The organism is Rhizobium sp. 01T437, from assembly GCF_056398505.1.
This window is the reverse complement of the sequence record NZ_JBFTPM010000005.1, coordinates 21257-40487: the sequence shown is the minus strand read 5'-3', so window position 1 is coordinate 40487 and position 19231 is coordinate 21257. Positions and strand designations below refer to the sequence as shown.

Annotated in this window: 12 protein-coding genes; 1 reads left to right on the top strand and 11 read right to left on the bottom strand. The window is 60.2% G+C overall.

The window, feature by feature from the left end; all coding sequences use genetic code 11:
• Positions 1-14 precede the first annotated feature (14 nt).
• The 11 genes from addA to AC1DM5_RS11045 all read right to left on the bottom strand — a co-directional run bounded on the left by addA (position 15) and on the right by AC1DM5_RS11045 (position 17239).
• Positions 15-3560: a double-strand break repair helicase AddA gene (addA, locus tag AC1DM5_RS11095; protein ID WP_477819857.1), complete on the bottom strand. Its 3546-nt coding sequence runs from the start codon at positions 3558-3560 to the stop codon at positions 15-17.
• A complete protein-coding gene (addB, locus tag AC1DM5_RS11090) occupies positions 3553-6741 on the bottom strand; it encodes a double-strand break repair protein AddB (RefSeq protein ID WP_477974986.1) in 3189 nt (1062 codons plus the stop codon). The genes addA and addB overlap by 8 nt, the downstream gene beginning before the upstream one ends.
• A 3-nt stretch (positions 6742-6744) precedes the next feature.
• Positions 6745-7476, bottom strand: coding sequence for a nucleotidyltransferase family protein (locus AC1DM5_RS11085; protein WP_477819855.1), 732 nt, complete (start codon positions 7474-7476; stop codon positions 6745-6747).
• A gap of 12 nt (positions 7477-7488) precedes the next feature.
• Complete coding sequence (gene tsaE, locus AC1DM5_RS11080) at positions 7489-9000, bottom strand: tRNA (adenosine(37)-N6)-threonylcarbamoyltransferase complex ATPase subunit type 1 TsaE (protein WP_477819854.1); 1512 nt, start codon at positions 8998-9000, stop codon at positions 7489-7491.
• Positions 8997-11582: a sensor histidine kinase gene (locus AC1DM5_RS11075; protein WP_477819853.1), complete on the bottom strand. Its 2586-nt coding sequence runs from the start codon at positions 11580-11582 to the stop codon at positions 8997-8999. The genes tsaE and AC1DM5_RS11075 overlap by 4 nt, the downstream gene beginning before the upstream one ends.
• A 202-nt stretch (positions 11583-11784) precedes the next feature.
• Positions 11785-13185, bottom strand: a complete 1401-nt coding sequence (gene ahcY / locus AC1DM5_RS11070; RefSeq protein ID WP_477819852.1) for an adenosylhomocysteinase — start codon at positions 13183-13185, stop codon at positions 11785-11787.
• A 168-nt stretch (positions 13186-13353) separates the two neighbouring features.
• Positions 13354-13629, bottom strand: coding sequence for an HPr family phosphocarrier protein (locus tag AC1DM5_RS11065; RefSeq protein WP_007813748.1), 276 nt, complete (start codon positions 13627-13629; stop codon positions 13354-13356).
• A 9-nt stretch (positions 13630-13638) separates the two neighbouring features.
• Positions 13639-14040: a PTS sugar transporter subunit IIA gene (locus AC1DM5_RS11060; protein WP_007813746.1), complete on the bottom strand. Its 402-nt coding sequence runs from the start codon at positions 14038-14040 to the stop codon at positions 13639-13641.
• 153 nt (positions 14041-14193) lie between these two features.
• On the bottom strand, positions 14194-14634 hold the full coding sequence (locus AC1DM5_RS11055; protein WP_477819851.1) for an HPr kinase/phosphorylase: 441 nt from the start codon (positions 14632-14634) through the stop codon (positions 14194-14196).
• The gene (locus AC1DM5_RS11050) at positions 14631-16421 is read right to left on the bottom strand and encodes a stimulus-sensing domain-containing protein (protein WP_477819850.1); all 1791 of its coding nucleotides are present in this window, start codon (positions 16419-16421) and stop codon (positions 14631-14633) included. The genes AC1DM5_RS11055 and AC1DM5_RS11050 overlap by 4 nt, the downstream gene beginning before the upstream one ends.
• A 77-nt stretch (positions 16422-16498) precedes the next feature.
• On the bottom strand, positions 16499-17239 hold the full coding sequence (locus tag AC1DM5_RS11045; protein ID WP_477819946.1) for a response regulator transcription factor: 741 nt from the start codon (positions 17237-17239) through the stop codon (positions 16499-16501).
• 337 nt (positions 17240-17576) lie between these two features.
• On the opposite strand from AC1DM5_RS11045, the gene AC1DM5_RS11040 reads away from it, so the two are divergent.
• The gene (locus AC1DM5_RS11040) at positions 17577-19187 is read left to right on the top strand and encodes a phosphoenolpyruvate carboxykinase (protein ID WP_477974984.1); all 1611 of its coding nucleotides are present in this window, start codon (positions 17577-17579) and stop codon (positions 19185-19187) included.
• Positions 19188-19231 lie beyond the last annotated feature (44 nt).

Here is a 19231-nt window from a genome sequence, read left to right as displayed (position 1 = left end):
CAATGTCCGATATTTCACTTTGTGTTGAGTCCTGCAAGTGCCGAAGCCAAAGCCTGTTCGCCAAGAGTATGGATGGTCGCATTTTCCGTATAGACCAGCATGCAATCGATCCGTTTGGCAGGATAGAGCGGCTTCAGTATTTCTCGATAGATCGCAAGCTGCGCCTTGTGCGCAAAAGGGATTTTGTCTTCGCTTGTCGGTGGAATGCGATTTGTCTTGTAGTCCAGAATGACGACGCTGTCTGGCAGGACAGCAAGCCGGTCAATCCGACCGGAGACTGCATACTCCCGGCCTTCCAGTGTCAAGGTTCCCATGATCGAGATTTCTGCCTGAGCATGAACATTGAAGACGGCTTGAAGCCTCTCATCATGCAATAGTTTCACAACCGAATCGACTAAAGCCTGCCGCTCTATAGCCGGCCAGAATCGCGCGGCGCGTTCAGCATAACGCTTCGCTCCATCGGCCCGCTCCTCCACCGGAATATCGGGAAGAGCCTGAAGCATCCGATGGATAAGACGGCCCTTTTCCAGGGAACGATCGCTGCCCTCTTGATCGCCGAAGAGCGGTGAGGTCACCAGGAGATCATCGGCCTCCTCATCAATGATCGTTCCGGCACCGGAAGGGCTGAGTGGCCGCGGCAATTGTTTCTGCGGCGGTAGAGGGCGGAACAGGTCTGGGGGAACCATTTCGACCGTTGCCCGCTCAGGCGCACGGTCCATTCGCTCGAAGCTGCGCTCGACCTGCGGCACACGCCAGCGCATGCCGTCCCACTCTCCGTCCGGGCCCGAGAACGTTGCCTTTTCGACATGCGGATGCTCCGCATCGAGCGCAGTGGAAATCATCATATGCCAGGTGTCGTTGTTCAGCCGCACGCCGCGATAGCCGCAGACGATCAGCCGGTCGGCGGCGCGTGTCATCGCCACGTAGAGCAGGCGCCGGTATTCCTCTTCGGCAAGAAGCTGGATGCGTGCTGCATCGGTCAACGTCAGCGAATTGCCGAGATCACTGACGGGAATCCACACCGGTATCGGCGGCTCGTCCGGCCCGGCATCAAGCAGCCGGAGCTTTGGCAGGTGGGTGTGGGTAAAAGCCTTGGAGCCGCCATCGACCAGAAAGACGATTGGCGCTTCGAGACCTTTGGAGGCATGCACCGTCATGATGCGCACCTCGTTGCGGCCCTTGTCCTGTTCGCGCTTCACTTCCGGCGCTTCAAGCTCAAGCGTCGAGATGAAGGATTGCAGGCCGGGGAGACCCGATGTCTCGTGATCGAGCGCAAAGGTCAGGAATTCGTCGAGGATATCGCTGACTTCGCTACCGAGACGCGCCAGAAACTGCCGCCTGCCGCCATGACTGCCGAGGACACGGGCATAGAAATCATGGACCGAAAGGCTTCGGGACTGGGCAAGAAAGAGCTCCAGCCTTGTGACGGCCGCGCCGAGGCGCTCATTACCGTCAGCGGCATATTTGCGAAGATGGTGCCAGACGCTTTCATGGTCGTCGCGCAGCGCTGCAACCGCAAAAATATCCTCCTCCGAAAGATTGAAGAGAGGGCTTTTCAGGAGAGCGGCGAGCGAAAGATCGTCTTCCGGCAGGAGCAGAAAACGGCCGAGCGCCAGCAGATCCTGTACGGCGATATGACTGGTCAGTACCAGCCGGTCCGCGCCGGCGACGGGAATGTCGCCACGCCGCTTCAGTTCACGCGTCAGCGCATTGACGAAGGCGTCGCGTTTGCGGACGAGAACGAGGATATCGCCGGCTTCTATGAAGCGTTCCTTGCCCTTTTCGACGATCGTTTCGAGTCCGACGAGAGTACCGATCGTGTGAGCGATGCGCCGTGCAAGAACGGCGGCTGGTGCGCTCTCGGGCGTCGCGTCGAAGGGAGCAGTCCAGTCCTCGTCCTTTACCACGACATCGGGCACGACCATTTCCCAGAGATCGACGGCCCCAGGGTGGCCGATACGGCTGGAGCGATGAACGACCGGCTCGGTGCCGAGGCCGCGTGCATTCTCCGGTGGGGTGAAGATGTGATCGACGGCGAGCAGCACGTCGGAGGTKGAGCGGAAGGACAGCGGCAGGCGAACGGTCGAGAAGGCGAGGCCGCTGTTCTGCACGCGACGCTGCGTTCGTTCCTTCTCCTCGGAAAACCGCTCCGGCCGCGCGCCCTGGAAGGAATAGATGGACTGTTTCTCGTCACCGACGGCAAACAGTGTCCGGACGACAGGCCGCGAACTTTCTCCCGAGAAGAAATCCTCCGCCAGCGACTGGATAACGCTCCATTGAATAGGGCTGGTATCCTGCGCCTCGTCGACGAGGATATGGTCGATACCCTGATCGAGCTTGTAATGGATCCACGGACCGACGCCGCTCTTGGTGAGCAGGTCCGCAGTGCGGGTGATCAGGTCCTCAAAGTCGAGATGGCTGCGCTGCTTTTTCAGCTCCTCATAATCCCGGTTCAGACGGTCCGCGAGCACGAGAGCGGCATGGGTTGCTGTGTGCATCCGCATCAATTTCAGCCGGTCGCGGCAATTGACGACATGCGCACGCGCAGAAGCGATAGCATCACTAAGCTGCGGTGCTTCGGCAAGCATCGCCTTGACAAAGAATTGCCCGTCCGTCTTCGGCTCACCTTTCGATGTCAGAAAAACTTTCTCCAGAATCTGCGCGCGCGCGGTAACATCCCGTTCGCGGGCGGCACGACGCAAGCCCTCGGCGACGTCTTGAGCCTTCGCGCCACCCTTTGCAGCGGCGAGCGAAAGGTAAAGTTCCAGCACCGCATCCGAGAGCCCCGGCAAGGGCCAGTATCGCTCGGCCAGCCCCTCTTCCGTATCGTCAGCTGAGAGCCCGAGTTTCTTTCGCAGCAACTTGTCGGCGCCGCCATGCTGTTCGGCAGCGGTTATGAAGCGGCGTATGGCGTTGCGGTTGGCAACGATCTCGCCGAGCAGATTTTCAAGCCCGGCTTCATCGCCGAGATTAAGCACATAGGTGAAGGCGCCAGCGAGGTTCCGGTCGTTCTCCGGTGCCGTTGCCGTCAGCAGCGAGCGTCGCGCATCGGCAAGCAGCGTCTCTGCCGCCCGGTCATCGAGGACGGAGAAATGTCCGGCGACGTTCGCTTCCAGCGGAAACTGGTGCAGCAGCGCTTCGCAGAAGGCGTGGATCGTCTGGATCTTCAGCCCACCGGGTGTTTCCAGCGCCTTGGCAAACAGTCGTCTTGCTTCGGCGAGCTTTAGCGAATCCGGCTCACGACCTTCGATCTGGGTGATGCGTCTCGCAAGTTCCTCATCCGGAAAAATCGCCCATTCTGCCAGCCGCTCGAAAACGCGGTTCGACATCTCGGAGGCGGCAGCCTTCGTATAGGTGAGGCAGAGAATGGCGGAAGGCCGTGCCCCGGCAAGCAGCAGCCGGATCACCCGCTGGGTCAGAACATGTGTCTTGCCGGAGCCGGCATTGGCCGAAACCCAGGCAGAACGGGCCGGATCAGAAGCGATCGCCTGCTGGATCGTCGTCCAGCCGATCCAGGTACCGGGATCATCGCCCTCGGGAAGCGCGGTCGGATCATTCATCGCCTCCTCCTTCCGGGTCAGCGGTTGCCCATTCCGCAACGCGGGCAAGATGATCGTAATCGCCGCCGAAATCGAATTGTTGGGCTGGGATCAGCCGCGAGGTAAAACCTCGTTCGCCCGACTGCAGCAGGGTGACCAATTTCACCAGCTGGTCGATCGATTCCTCGGCAAGCTGCATTGCCGATTTTGCCTTGTCGCTGTTGGCCTCCTCATTATTGACCTTGTCCACCAGGAAGCGGCTGCCCGGCCGCAAGCGGACATAGAGGAGGTCGTTCGGTACCAGGCTGCCGGCATCACGGAAAGCGCCGGCCTGAAGGGCGGCGGCCTCAAGCGCGAGCTGCGGGTCGAGCAAGGCGCGGGCCTGTGTGGGAGAGGGGTTGTAGCCGGTCTTGTAGTCGATGATGTCGGCGCTGTTTGGCCCCTTGATATCGATACGGTCGGCAACGCCGGTGAGCCGGATATCGATCCCCTCGAGTTCGACGCCGCCCCTCACTTCCGTCAGCCTCTTCTGCACATCGGGCTGCCGCCCGGCCTCCCAGTTGAGGAAAGCGCGCGCAACTTCGCGGAAGCGCGGCCGCCAGACGGCGTCGATATGCGGCGGCAACTGCTCCATGTCGAAGAGTTCGGTCAGGATGATTTCCATCGCCGCTGCCGCCTCCTGCGTTCCTGCCATATGGTCTTCGCGAACAAAGCGATCGATGATCTTGTGGTAGAGAGTACCGCGTTCCGCCGCGCCCGGATCGCGATTGAACGGGTCGACGGGATCGAGCCGCAGCACGCGCCGCGCATAAATCGCATAGGGGTCGCGGCGCAGCCGGCCAACTTCGCTGAAGGAATAGGATTTGGGCTGCAGTTCCCGTGGCGGCTTTGGGGAGGGCCTCTGCGCTGGCGCCTGATTGTCACCGAGGTCTATCTGGTTTGCCCAGTGAACGAAGCGCGCGCCCCGCTTGCGCAATTGCTCTTCGAAATCTTCGCCGCCGAGCGCCAGCAGCCGTTGCAGCCATCGGGAGGCGACCGTTGGCGTCGAACCCTGACGCAAGGCGCGTGAATAGATCAGATGGCGCGTGCCGTTCGCCATCTCGAAATCATGTGCCAGCTGGCCGATGCGCCGTTCCGGCGGCTCCAGCCCGATTTCTGTCTTCATCATACGGGAGACGAAGGGATTGTTGGCGGTMTGTCCCGGCCATGATCCTTCATTGAGGCTGCCGAGGATCAGTGTATCGACATTTTGCAGGCGCGCTTCCAGCGTACCGAAAATAAAGAGGCGAGGGTGGCTGAGGGCACCGGGCTTCACGGCATGGCCGGCGGAGAGCGCCACCATGATATCGATCCATTGCGGCCCATCCGCTTCCATCTGGCCATCGGTATCGATGACTTCGCCAAGCAGGCTTGCCAGGGCATCGCCCGCTTCACCGGACCAGAGGCTTGCCAGATTGCCATGTTCGTCGGCAGCGATACCTTCCAGAGCGCGGCCCGTCCGTTCGGCCCATTGCGAGAGCGCGATGCCCGTCGTCTGGCCATCATCATCCCCACGATGCCGCACGAGCGCCGAAACCAGCGGCTCCACGGCACGTTCAATTTTCTGGGCTAACCTGCGGGCCATCTCTGCCGCTTCAGATGGCAGCGATTTGCGCCACACCGGCACGTGCCTGTCGAGCGCCTGTTCCGAAAGCTGATGGTCGAGCAGCTGTTCGAGCGATCCGATATTCACTTCCGTCACGCCGCCGCGCAGTGCCAGCAACTCCAATGCCTCGACGGCCCCGGTCAGAAAGCCACGCTCCAGCCCGAAGCGGGCAAGCGGATGTTTGAGCAGCGAAACGATGGCGACAGGATCGCCGGGACGCAGCGTCGATTCCAGGAGCAATTGCAGCAGCGTGCCCTGCGGCGTTGCCGAAAGTGGCGTACCGGCCGAATCGTCGGCGAGAATGCCGAAGCGGGAAAGCTCCGCCATAACACGGCGCGCCAGATTGCGGTCTGGCGTAATAAGCGCGGCCCTGCTTTCGCCATCTCTGCCCGGCTGTTCCAGCGAAAGCCGCAGGGCAACGGCAATCGCCGTCGCCTCCTCGCGCTCGTTGGCGGCTTCGATCATCGATACGTCCGCGAATGCCGCGGCAACGGTCCCTTCCGGCAGGTCTTTTTTCCAATCGCCCCAGCCACTTGTGGCTTCCGATGGAGTCAGCGCCCGCGAGAGGACTTCCGCCCGAGAGCGCAGATCGGCTTCCGCTTCCTCGATCGGCTGAACGTCCTCGCGGGTGAGTTTCAGCCGCTTCAGCAGAAGGGAAAGACCATACTGCGGATGTGTGCGGCTCGCTGGATTGGCCCGTTGACCCGGCAGGAGATCAGGAGCGACCAGAGACCAGTGCTCCTCCGGTATGGAAAGGTCGAGGCCGGGCAACACGATCACGCCTTCTGGAAGGTTCGCCACGGTGCCGATGAGATCGGCCGTGGCAGGAAGCGAACCCGTCGAACCGGCAATGATGATCGGACCGGCAGGCCTCATCATCGAGAGCCGGCCGGCTTCGGCGCGCAGAATGGCATTGCGATGGCGGGCCGGCGACGATCGCCCAAGTTCGATCAGACGGTCCGGCCAGAAGGCACTGGCGATCTGCAGGAATTCCGCCGTCAATTGCCACCAGGCCGCATAGTCACCCGTATCGAGCTTGCCGAGTTCAGACCATGCAAGATCCTCGGTTTCGATCGAATCGATCAGTTCCGCCAGATTGCGGGCAAGCCAGATGGCATCCGCCGGGCTTGCTGGCGCGACGAGAGGCGATTCCGAATGGATGTGTCGGACGATCTCCGGCAGCTTGTTGCGCCAGGCAAGGATCAGCCGCGCCAGTTCCAGAAGGCGCGCGGTATTGGAAAGCGGTTGGGCAAGATCGATGGTCGCGGGCAGCGCTTCGTCAAAATAGCCGCTGTCGTCATCCGTCTCTCCCAGTGGCCGGATGACCGGCAGGATCGCCGAACGGCCGCCGAGCAGATCGACGAATTCCGAACGCAGCACGCGTACGGCGCGTCGGGTCGGCAGATAGATCGTCACCTTGGCAAGCGAAAGCGGATCGGCGGGATCATGCCGGAAAAGCGGTGTCAGGCGTCCGTCACAAAGCGAACTTGCCAGCGTCTTCAGGAAGGGAAGGCCGGATGGGATCGTCAGAATGCGTGGCCGGTGCCGCTCTACCATGCGTCACGCAAACGTCCGGAACCGCCGGATCGTCTCCTCCGCATCGTCAATCGCATCAGGCGTGCCGACCGTCAGCCAATGACCTTCCATCACCATGCCGAAAAGCCGGCCGCGGGCGATCGCCTTGTCGAAATAGATATTGAGGTTGAAGGGTTCTTCGGGTGCATCGTCCAGCAGCGCAGGGCACATGACAATCGCACCGGCATAAACAACCGGATTGGAGGGATCGTCGCGATAGCGCGTCAATCGACCGTCAGACCCCAGGCTGAAATCATTCTTGCCGTTATGCCCCGTCGTGTCCTTGATGCGCACGCAGAGCAGCGCCATATCCATGCGCTCGGCATCAAAGAATCCGGCTAATCGTCGCAGATTGCTTGGTTGACCCGCCGGCTCGCCGATCCAGAAAAGATCAGCATTCATGACGAAAACCGGTTCGCGGCCGAGCAGCTTCAGCCCCTTCGCCAGCCCGCCGCCGGAATCCATCAGCGCCTCGCGCTCGTCGGAAACGAGGATATCAAGCCCGGGATAGCTCTTAAGGTGAGCTTCCATCTGGTCGGCGAAATGATGGACATTGACGGCAGCCCGCTCTACGCCGGCTTCGACAAGCGAATCCAGCGCATAGTCGATCATCGGCTTTCCGCCGATCTTCACAAGAGGCTTCGGAATCGTGTTGGTAATCGGGCGCATGCGGGTTCCGAGCCCCGCGGCCAGTACCATGGCTTGTCTGATGGTCATACTGATCCGGTCTTATGATTCGACTGGGACTATTCCAGCCCTTGTGCACCATTCGCGCAAGGGGGCAAGCGCCTCGTGTTCCAGCGCCACCTTCAGATAAGACAGCGTACGCGGCATATGTTGCAGATAGCCGGGTTTGCCGTCCCGCTGCAAGAGCCGCACCCACAGGCCGGCAAGCTTGCAGTTGCGTTGCGCCGACATGATAGCCCATGCCTTCATGAATCCAGCTTCGTCAAAACCGCCTTGGGCCTGTCGGAGCGAAAGATAGTCGTCCATCAACTGACGGAAGAGATCCGGTTCGATCGTGACGCGGGCATCTTGAACGATGGAAGCAAGATCATAGGCGGTCGGTCCGATCATCGCATCTTGGAAGTCGATGATGCCGATCTTGCGGATGTCGCTTTCATGTTCGCGCCAGATGATGTTGGGCGAATGGAAATCACGCAGCAGCAGGTTCTTCTCGGCCAATTGCAGCTCGTCGATCAGATTATCCCAGATCGCCAGATAATCGTCACGCTCGGCATCCGTTGGCCCCGTGCCCCGTTTCCAGGCGATATGCCAGTCGAGCACGAGCCGCACTTCCATCTTCATGGCGGTGCGATCGAAATCCGGAATGTGATGCGTATGTGTGGCCGTAACCGGGATTTCCTGCGGGATCTGCATCGAATGAAGATGGGCAAGGCAGGCGACACTCGCGCGGTAGCGCTCGGCAATCGGCTGGCCGTTCTCGTCCAGAATGCCTTCAGTGCCGAGATCCTCGATCAGCAGTATGCCCTGCTCATAATCGACCTTGTAGATCTCCGGCGTCGCAAAGCCCCGCTCGCGCAACGCATCGGCGATCGCGACGAAAGGATAGGCGTCCTGTGCCAGATGCGCGACCTTGGGATAGGGCTTGCCGTCATAGACCGGTGGTCCCTCGGGATGCGGCCGCCAGTCCATGAGTATCTTTCGCGAAGCGTCGCTCGGATAGACGTATTCGTAGGCCCGAAGCGAGGCATCCCCGGTCAGGAATCGGCGTTTGGCTTCTCCGTAACCGGCATCGGCAAGGAAGCTGCGGATCGCGAGCACGCGATGGATACGGTCTCCAGTCTTCTCCGGCGCCGTGATTGTGGCACGACGGCCGGTACCTTCATGTTCGAGCCGCAGGGAGATGCGCGATACGGGCAACTCACCTTCCGCCATCTCGGGCCATTCGACGATGCAGATGCCGTTTTCAAGCGCTTCGTCGAAGCCGAGCTCCGTCAGTTCCGAGGGGTCGCCGAGCCGGTAGAGATCGAAATGCGAGACGGGAATGCGCAGATCGTAAGATTGCACCAGCGTAAAAGTGGGGCTCGGAACTTCCAGCCCGTCATCATCAGCCATAGTGCGCAGGAAAGCCCGCGCCAGCGAAGATTTTCCGGCGCCGAGATCGCCCGACAGTGCCAAGCAATCACCGGCCTTCAGCGCCAGCGCCAGATCATTGCCGAGGCGGAGGGTTGCCGCCTCGTCTTCCAGGAAAAACGAGAGAGCGTCGCTTTGCGTCATTCGGCAGCGACGGAATGCGGCAGGTTGATGGAAGGGATGCGGCAGGTCACCATTGTTCCCCTGCCGGGCTCGCTGTCGATGCTGACTTCGCCATTATGCAGGCTGACGAAGCTGTCGACGATCGAGAGGCCAAGCCCGGCGCCGCCACGCTTTCCGCTCTTGGCGCCTGTTGCGAAACGGTCGAAAACGGTCGCGATCATATCGGGCGAAATGCCGGGGCCGCGATCCCGCACCGAGAAGACGAAGTCCGTACCTTCCCGGCGGCACTCCAGCGCAATCGATGCGCCCTCGGGCGAGAAATTGGCGGCATTGGCGAGAAGCTTCAACAGGATCTGCTTCAGCCGCTGCGGATCGGCAACGATCGAGCCCAGATAGGCGGGCGCGGTGATCTCCAGCGAAACGCCGCTCTCTTGCAGCCTGTCGGCGATCTGCATGGAAACGTCGTCGAGAAGGTCGGCGAGATCGATTTCCGCATAGTTCAGCCGCATGATGCCGGCATCGACAGTCGCGAGATCAAGGATGTCGTTGACGAGCGTCAAGAGCACGGAGGACGAGGTGGCGATATGGTCGATATATTCGGCCTGCCGCGCGTTCAGCGGCCCCACACCCGGCGTGCGCAGCAGATCGGTGAAGCCGATGATGTTCGTCAGCGGCGAGCGCAGCTCATAGGAGACGTGCTGCACGAAGTCATTCTTCAGCTCGTCCGCCTTACGCAGCGCTTCGTTCTTTTCCGTCAGCGCCCGTTCGGCCCGTACGCTGTCGGTCATGTTGACGAAGGTCAGCATGGTCTGAGCGTTGGGCAGCGGGATGACAGCAAAGTCGAGCACGAGGCCAGACAGCAGTTCGAGCGTTCCCTGGCTGGAACGACGCTCGTCGTCGAAGCTGGTGATCAACTCTGCAAAGGTCTTCCAGCCGTCGGGCTGGTCATAGGACGGGGCGCAAGCCTCGCCGATGCCGCGGATATGCGTGCCGGGTTTGGCTTCGGTCTCCGTGATGCCCCAGAGCGCCCGGAACGCGGGGTTGGAGAGGCGGATACGGCCGTCAGGCCCGAAGACTGCAACGCCTTCCGACAGATGGTCGATCGTCTCGCCCTGCACCTGCACCAGCGTATTGTAGCGCGTTTCGAGATCCACCTGTTCGGTCAGGTTCTCGAAAACCCAGGTAGCACCACCCTGCGGATGCGCGGTCGCAAAGACGCGCAGCGTCTGCCCGTTCGGCAGGTGCCAGAGGTCGGATTGCGTATCGAGCGAACGATAGACGGAAAGCGCCGTTTCCTTCCACGATTTCCAGTTCAGCTGGTCGGGCAGTTTCTTGGCTGCACGAAGGCGTTCCAGAAGCTCACTGTTGTCAGGCTTGCTTTCGAGGAACGCGATATCGAGCTCCCAGAGCGAGACGAAGGCCTGATTGTAGAATTGCAGCCGGCGATCACCGTCGAAAATGGCGACGGGTGTCGCCAGATGATCGAGTGTTTCAGCATGGCTCTTAAGCGTCCGCTCCAGTTCGGCGCGAACCGCTTCGATATCGGAAACATCGACGGCAAGGCCGGCCGAGCCGCTGGGGACCTTTACGTCGACCACATCAAAGAACGTGCGGTTGCCGCGCACGACTGTCGAAATTGTGTCGTGGAAAGGCGATTCCGGCGTTGCCGTGGCGTGGATGCGCTCGCGGGCGATCGTCGTCAGGATTTCACGGCCTTCATTAACGGCCTGCTGCGGCGATTGCGCTTCCACGGCATCGCCATAGGCATGGTTTACCCAGGTCAGACGCCCGGCGGTATCACGTTGCCAGGCCGGCATGTCGATGGCGTCCAGCATGCTCTGGAAGGCCGAGATCGACGTCATCAGCCGATCGCGCTCAATCTTCAATTCAGCCAGCTCGGCGCGCAGATTGTTGAGCGCCACGAAGCGCACGAAGGCGCGACCGCCGGAAACTCGGCCTTGTGCTTCGATTACCTCGTCTCTGATAGTCTCGATCACCATGTCGAAACTCTCGGCCTGTTCACGGAGACGGCCGACCGCCCGCTCCAGCTCGGAAGCCGATCGCGCCTTCAGCCAGAGACCGAAGGCAAGGAATTCATTGTCCTGTGGAGCGCCTGTTTCCGGCGGAAGCTGGCCGAGCAGTTCCGGCCGGGCGACGCCATCCCAGATGACGATGCGCCGGTTCTTGTCGGCAATGAGCGCCTCATATTGGGAGATGCGCTGCTGCGCGTCCGAAAGCGCCGAGCGGATCTCGCGGCTTTCATTTTCGAGATTGCCGCGCTGCCGCACCAGCCAGAGCGTCGAAAGCAGGGCGGCCGAAATAACGCCAATGACGACGGAAAGGCCAACAACTTGCGAGGAGGTGAAAAGATGTGCCGACGCACCAATACTTGGCTGCGCCTGCGCCAGAACCGGCCAAGCCGGTGCGATGACTGCAGTGCTCGCAGCGCACAGCTTTGCAATACGTGCCAAAGACCAATGCTTTTGCCTTGCAGTCACAGGGACCGCGGCAAACCTATATTTTCGGCCTGCCTGAAGCGGCCGGTCAGCGGCATATGCGCGACCCTCCACCTGGCTGGGCAGGCTGTGTTTCATTTCCGACATCCTCGGTATGTCTCCGTCCTTTAATGTGCCGCATCACGACAAGACATCCCATTTTCGTGGAAAACGGAGAGCTCCGAAGCCACGAATCAAGTCTCAAAACAATACTTCGGAAGGGAATCGTCGGAAAGAGAGCGCCCAAAAAATAAGCCCCAGCATTTGTCAATGCCGGGGCCACCACATCTTGTGGATATCGAAGGCGAAATCAGTACCTGTAGTGGTCGGACTTGAACGGACCCTGCGGCTTCACGCCGATATAGGCAGCCTGCTCTTCGCTGAGCTGGGTAAGCTTTACGCCGAGCTTGTCGAGGTGCAGGCGCGCGACCTTCTCGTCGAGGTGCTTCGGCAGGATGTAGACCTTGTTCTCGTACTGGCCGGGCTTGGTGAAGAGCTCGATCTGCGCCAGCGTCTGGTTGGTGAACGAGGCCGACATGACGAAGGACGGATGGCCCGTCGCGTTGCCGAGGTTCAAGAGGCGGCCTTCGGAGAGAAGGATGATGCGGTTGCCCTTCGGGAACTCGATCAGGTCGACCTGCGGCTTGACGTTTGTCCACTTCAGGTTACGCAGCGCAGCGACTTCGATTTCGTTGTCGAAGTGGCCGATATTGCCGACGATCGCCATGTCCTTCATCTGACGCATATGGTCGATGCGGATGACGTCCTTATTGCCGGTCGTGGTGATGAAGATATCGGCGGAGGAAACGACGTCCTCGAGCAGAACGACTTCATAACCGTCCATGGCGGCCTGCAGGGCGCAGATCGGATCGGCTTCCGTGACCTTGACGCGGGCGCCAGCGCCGGAAAGCGAAGCCGCAGAACCCTTGCCAACATCGCCGTAACCGCASACGACGGCAACCTTGCCGGCCATCATCACGTCGGTGCCGCGGCGGATGCCGTCAACCAGCGATTCCTTGCAGCCGTACTTGTTGTCGAACTTCGACTTGGTGACGGAATCGTTGACGTTGATCGCCGGGAACGGCAGGAGGCCCTTCTGGCTGAGCTGGTAAAGACGGTTGACGCCTGTCGTGGTTTCTTCGGTGACACCCTTGATGGCTTCACGCTGCTTGGTGAACCAGCCGGGCGAAGCGGCGAGGCGCTTCTTGATCTGCGCGAAGAGGATTTCTTCTTCTTCGGAATGCGGATTGGAGAGAACGTCCTCACCGGCTTCGGCGCGAGCGCCGAGAAGGATGTACATGGTGGCATCGCCGCCATCGTCGAGGATCATGTTGGAGAGGCCGCCATCGGCCCACTGGAAGATCTTGTCGGTGTAGACCCAGTAATCTTCGAGAGATTCGCCCTTGATCGCGAAGACCGGAACGCCGGAAGCAGCGATCGCGGCAGCGGCATGGTCCTGCGTCGAGAAGATGTTGCATGAAGCCCAGCGGACTTCGGCGCCGAGGGCGACCAGCGTCTCGATGAGAACGGCCGTCTGGATCGTCATGTGCAGCGAGCCGGTGATACGCGCGCCCTTCAGCGGCTTGGATTCACCGAATTCGGCGCGGCAGGACATCAGGCCGGGCATTTCGGTTTCGGCGATGGTGATTTCCTTGCGGCCGAAATCTGCAAGACCGATATCGGCGACAACATAATCTTTTTCAGTGCTCATAGGGCTCTCCAGGCTGAAAACATCTCAAAAACATCGCAAGGACGCGACGATGACCGCAACGGATCGAACACGTGCGGAATGCACGTCATGCTCGCCGTTTAGCAGGCTTCGGCCGTGAAGGCAACGGGGATATAAAGAAGTCTTTATATCTTTATATGGCGCTGAAGATCAGATTTCTTCGCCGAACTTGTTCTGGATGAGCTGATCGAGGGCATTCAGTGCTTCGGCAGCCTGGTTGCCGGTCGCCGAGACGATGACGCTGGAGCCGGGGCTTGCTGCAAGCATCATAAGGCCCATGATAGAGGTTCCCCCCACCGTCATGCCATCTTTGGAAACGGTGATCGTTGCATCGAAGGCATCGACCGTTTGGACGAACTTTGCCGAGGCGCGCGCATGCAGGCCGCGCTTGTTGATAATAAGGAGTTCCCGGGAGAGCGGTGTCATGGAGGCTTCTTACTTTCCGCTCAGGACCCGGCTCGCAACATTGATGTATTTGCGGCCTGCCTCGGAAGCCTCGGCAAGTGCCTTTTCCATATTGTTCTCGCCGCGTACGCCGGCGAGCTTGATCAGCATCGGCAGGTTGACGCCGGCGATGACTTCGGTGTGGCCACTGCTCATCACCGAGATTGCGAGATTGGAAGGGGTACCGCCGAACATGTCGGTGAGAATGACGACGCCATGGCCGTCGTCTGCGCCGGAAACGGCTTCGAGAATGTCCTGTCGTCTTTGGTCCATATCGTCTTCCGGTCCGATGCAGACCGTTTCGATGAATTTCTGAGGACCGACGACGTGCTCTACGGCATGACGAAACTCTTCAGCCAGCTTGCCATGAGTGACAAGCACAAGTCCGATCATGATATTACTGCTCCCATGGCATACGCAAACCGTGGCCCCAATATCGCAACGCAGCAATTACGTCCACCGGTGGGGGCACATCTTGGCGATCAAAAGCCGAAGTGCAAGATAAAAATATAAATATATAGGCCGTATCGGGCCGTCCGGAAGGCCTCAACTTCCTATTTCCGGTGCTTTTGCGATCAACACGGCAAGAGGCAGGGGAAGATTGGGCAATAGTCGCAGTACAGGCAGTTCGAAACCCTCGGCAAGAACGACGGTTTCTCCCTCCGCAGGGAGCCGGTTTTCGCCCGTGGCGCTGGCTGGCAGGACTGCAAAATGCATCGCTGCCTGGGCGATATGATAGTGCTTTACGATCCCGGTGCCGCGCAATTCGATGAGCCCGGCAATAGCGGGCGGACAGGCGGCAGTGATTACTCCGTCCTGTTTCGAAAGAAGTACCTGATCATCGGCCACGAGGACAGAAAAAACACCCTGCCGCCGAGCCTCGGCCATGCAGGTAAAAGCGGTCATCGACTTGCCCCAGCCTGAGGGGCCGGTGAACAGCAGGCCGGTCTTTCCGATCACGATTGCGGTGGCGTGGATGTTGATCATGCCGCGGCATCGGCCGGAAGGGCAAGGATGAAGCGGGCGCCGAGCAGCTTGCCACTCTCGTCGTCGACGATGTTTTCGGCCCGCAATGAACCCCCATGCGCCTCGGCGATCTGCCGGCTGATGGAAAGCCCGAGGCCGGAATTCTGACCGAAGCCTTCGGATTCTGGCCGGTCGGTATAAAAGCGTTCGAAGATGCGGTCGATATTCTCCGCCTGGATGCCCGGACCGTTGTCTTCGATATAGACGACGCAACGGGAACGGGTACGGACCAAACGCACCGTGATCTTGCCATTCTGCTCCGGTACGAAGGAACGGGCATTTTCAATCAGGTTGGTGATGATCTGGCCGATACGCAGGTCATGTCCTTTGACGACAAAGCGCGTCTTGACGTTCGGCTTGCGATCGACGGTATAGTCTATCTCGACCTTCTTCTTGGTGCTGCGGATCTGGCGCGATACGTCGATGAGGTCGCGCAGAAATACTTCCAGATCGACAGAGCCGGCATCAACGCGCGCAAGCTCGGCATCGAGGCGGGATGCATCCGAGATATCGCTGATCAGACGGTCGAGACGGCGGACATCGTGCTGGATGACATCCATCAGCCGCTTCTTGGAATCGTCGGATTTGGCGAGCGGCAGTGTTTCGACGGCGCTACGCAGCGAGGTCAGCGGGTTCTTCAGCTCATGGCTGACATCGGCCGCAAAGCTCTCGATCGCATCGATCCGGTCGTAGAGAGCCGTCGTCATTTCGCGCAGTGCTATGGAAAGGTTGCCGATTTCGTCCTGGCGCGCCGAAAAGTCTGGAATTTCCTCGCGTTCCTTGGCGCCACGGCGCACCCGGATGGCGGCCGCCGAAAGCCGGCGCAGCGGATTGGCGATGGTCGAGGAAAGCACGAGCGCCATCAGCACGTTGACGAGAGTCGCAACACCGAAGACGCGCATGATGGCGAGACGCTCGGCATGCACGATATTATCGATATCGCCGGCCTGCGTCGACAGTAGCAGCACGCCGAGCACGGCCCGGAAGCGCTGGATCGGCACGGCAACCGAAACGATGAGCTCGCCCTTTTCAGTCGTGCGCACGACTGCGCCGCGTACACCCGTCAGCGCGTTCATCACCTCGGGATAGATCGAGCCGTCGCCACCAGGCGCTTCCTTGTAGACCGGAAGATTGCCCGGCTGCAGTGCCTTGTTGAAGAGGGCTGTGAACCATTCGCTCCAGGTCTGTTTTTCTTCCTCCACCGGCGGCAGGTCGAAACGCAGCACCTGGCCACGCGAATAGAGATGCCGGGAATCGAGCAGCAGATTGGCATCGGCATCGAAGATGCGGGCGCGGGTGCGGGTCGGCGAGATCAGCCGCCGAAGAACGGGTGCCACCTTTTCCGGATCGATCGGGAATTCGAGATCCTCGTCGTTCGGAACCGGCGTAATGCTCTGGCCGGCCTGCAGTTCGAGCAGCTTCTGCGGATCGATGGTAATCGAGTTCGTGTCGACGGAGGCCGAGGCCGAAACCGCGCCGGCGATGATTTCACCCTGTGTCAGCAGGCTCTCGACGCGCGCGTCGATCAGGCCTTCGCGGAACTGGTTGAGGTAGAGAATGCCACCGACGAGGACGAGCAGGGCCGCAAGGTTGAAGAAGACAATGCGGCGCGTCAGGCTCGAAAAGACGGCATTGCCGAAGATGCGGCGGATAAGGGTGAAGGGATGCGACCAACGCCTTCCCCTGACGCGTCGGGTGCTCACACCCTCCGCATCATCCAGATCCCTTTCCTGCACCAACTGTGCCAATGACAGGCCCTTTCGGAGGGCGGGGCCAGCTTGACCGGCCCGCCGCCCTCAACCGTCTCTTGCCGCGCCTCGAGGCGTCAGGCTGCTTCGCGGAAGCGATAACCCACACCGTAAAGCGTTTCAATCATATCAAAGTCAGTATCGACCATCTTGAACTTCTTGCGCAGCCGCTTGATGTGGCTGTCGATGGTGCGGTCATCAACATACACCTGTTCGTCATAGGCGGCATCCATCAGGGCGTCGCGGCTTTTCACCACACCCGGGCGCTGGGCCAGCGAATGCAGGATCAGGAATTCGGTGACGGTGAGGGTGACTGCCTCACCCTTCCAGGTGCAGGTATGGCGTTCCTGGTCCATGACCAGTTGGCCGCGCTCGAGCGAACGGGCCTGCTGAACTGCACCCGCCTTCGGCGCGCCGGCTGCAGAAACGCCGCCGCTGGCCGCCGCCGCCTCGCGGCTGGACGCGCGGCGCAGAACGGCGCGAACGCGCTCGACCAGCAGACGCTGGGAGAAGGGCTTGGTGATGAAATCGTCGGCGCCCATCTTCAGGCCGAAGAGCTCGTCGATCTCCTCATCCTTGGAAGTCAGGAAGATGACAGGGATGTCCGACTTCTGGCGAAGCCGGCGAAGCAACTCCATGCCATCCATGCGCGGCATCTTGATGTCGAAGATCGCCAGCTGCGGCGGACGCGCGAGCAGGCCATCCAGCGCGGAAGCGCCGTCCGTGTAGGTCTCGACCTTATATCCTTCTGCTTCCAGTGCAATCGACACGGAAGTGAGGATGTTGCGGTCGTCGTCAACGAGCGCGATTGTCGGCATGGTGTTGGTCTCCGTCATCAGTGCGCAATCTCCCGGATTGGTCGTCCCCAGGCGGTCTTCGTGACCGGTTGCGCTTATGGAGGATAAAGGTGGAACAAATTGTGGCAAAGATAAAGGGGTAGATTGCCTACCCGTATAAGCGGCAATCGGAAGTGGTGCGACAAGTTGTTTCAACAGGCGGTCTTCAAACGATTTAAAATGGACTTCGAGAATTTAAATCGATTAATTATTTGATATCATTGTCTTTTCTTGGATTAAGGCTATTGCCATTTAAAATTTCTCCTCTTATTTTCGCGCTAATTTTAACGGCCAAGGCGCCTCAGCGAAGGGAAAAGCTATGGAGACGTTCGGAGTTCATAACCAGGCAATCGAGCTGGCGACGATCGGTTTCAGCGACGTACGGAGCGTACGTTACAACCTCTCTGCCGCTCTTCTCTATGAGGAATCGATTCGCCGGGGAGAGGCCGAACTGACAGCCCAAGGCGCCCTTCGCGCGACTACCGGCCAGCACACGGGCCGCTCGCCGCGCGACAAGTTCGTCGTCCGCGACGAAGACACCGATGGCCAGATCTGGTGGGACAACAACAAGCCGATGTCGCCGGAGCATTTCGCCCTGCTGCATAAGGACATGCTCGCTCACGCCGCCGGCAAGGACCTCTTTGTGCAGGATCTTATCGGCGGTGCCGATGCAGAGCAGGCGCTGCCGACCCGCGTTGTGACCGAATTCGCCTGGCACTCGCTCTTCATCCGTAACCTGCTGATCCGTCCGAAGGCCGATGCGCTTGCTAGTTTTGCGCCGAAGCTGACAATCATCGACCTGCCGAGCTTCAAGGCCGATCCGGAGCGTTATGGCTGCCGCACCGAAACGGTGATCGCCTGCGATCTGACGAACGGCATCGTTCTGATTGCCGGAACCTCCTATGCCGGCGAGATGAAGAAATCGGTCTTCACCGTGCTGAACTACCTGCTGCCCGCCAAGGGCGTCATGCCGATGCACTGCTCGGCCAATGTCGGCCCCGCCGGCGATGCCGCTGTCTTCTTCGGCCTCTCTGGCACCGGCAAGACGACGCTTTCGGYCGATCCGGCCCGCACATTGATCGGCGATGACGAGCACGGTTGGAGTGAAAACGGCATCTTCAATTTCGAAGGCGGCTGCTACGCCAAAACCATTCGCCTCTCGGCAGAGGCTGAGCCGGAAATCTATGCCACCACCCAGCGCTTCGGCACCGTACTTGAAAACGTCGTTCTCAACGAAAACCGCGAGCCGGATTTCGATGATGCGTCGCTGACCGAAAACACACGCTGCGCCTACCCGATGGATTTCATTCCGAATGCATCGGAAACCGGTCTCGCAGGCCATCCGAAAACCATCATCATGCTGACGGCCGACGCTTTCGGCGTCATGCCGCCGATCGCCAAGCTGACGCCCGACCAGGCCATGTACCACTTTCTCTCTGGGTACACCGCCAAGGTGGCTGGCACGGAAAAGGGTGTCGTGGAACCGGAAGCAACCTTCTCGACCTGCTTCGGCGCTCCCTTCATGCCGCGCCATCCGGCCGAATACGGCAACTTGCTGAAGGAGCTCATCGGCCGCCACGGGGTCGAGTGCTGGCTCGTCAACACCGGCTGGACCGGCGGCGCCTACGGCATCGGCAAACGCATGCCGATCAAGGCAACCCGCGCATTGCTGACGGCTGCCCTTTCGGGCGAACTCGCCAAGGCTGAGCTTCGCGCTGATCCAAATTTCGGCTTTGCCGTTCCGGTCGCAGTCGAAGGCGTTGACACCGGCATCCTTGATCCGCGTTCGACCTGGGCCGACAAGCCGGCCTATGACGCGCAGGCCGAAAAGCTGGTCTCCATGTTCATCGCCAACTTCGCCAAGTTCGAGGATCATGTCGACTGCGGCGTGCGCGATGCAGCACCCGGCATCAAGGTCGCTGCCGAATAATTCGCCAAATCCTTGGCGATTCACGTGAAACCCGGTGTTCCCAG

Bases quoted from the DNA above. Each gene is read 5' to 3' on its own strand.
- AC1DM5_RS11055 (WP_477819851.1), bottom strand. From the start codon at position 14,634: ATGATCAACATCCACGCCACCGCAATCGTGATCGGAAAGACCGGCCTG.
- AC1DM5_RS11085 (WP_477819855.1), bottom strand. From the start codon at position 7,476: ATGACCATCAGACAAGCCATGGTACTGGCCGCGGGGCTCGGAACCCGC.
- AC1DM5_RS11065 (WP_007813748.1), bottom strand. From the start codon at position 13,629: ATGACACCGCTCTCCCGGGAACTCCTTATTATCAACAAGCGCGGCCTG.
- AC1DM5_RS11060 (WP_007813746.1), bottom strand. From the start codon at position 14,040: ATGATCGGACTTGTGCTTGTCACTCATGGCAAGCTGGCTGAAGAGTTT.
- AC1DM5_RS11075 (WP_477819853.1), bottom strand. From the start codon at position 11,582: ATGTCGGAAATGAAACACAGCCTGCCCAGCCAGGTGGAGGGTCGCGCA.
- AC1DM5_RS11045 (WP_477819946.1), bottom strand. From the start codon at position 17,239: ATGCCGACAATCGCGCTCGTTGACGACGACCGCAACATCCTCACTTCC.
- tsaE (WP_477819854.1), bottom strand. From the start codon at position 9,000: ATGACGCAAAGCGACGCTCTCTCGTTTTTCCTGGAAGACGAGGCGGCA.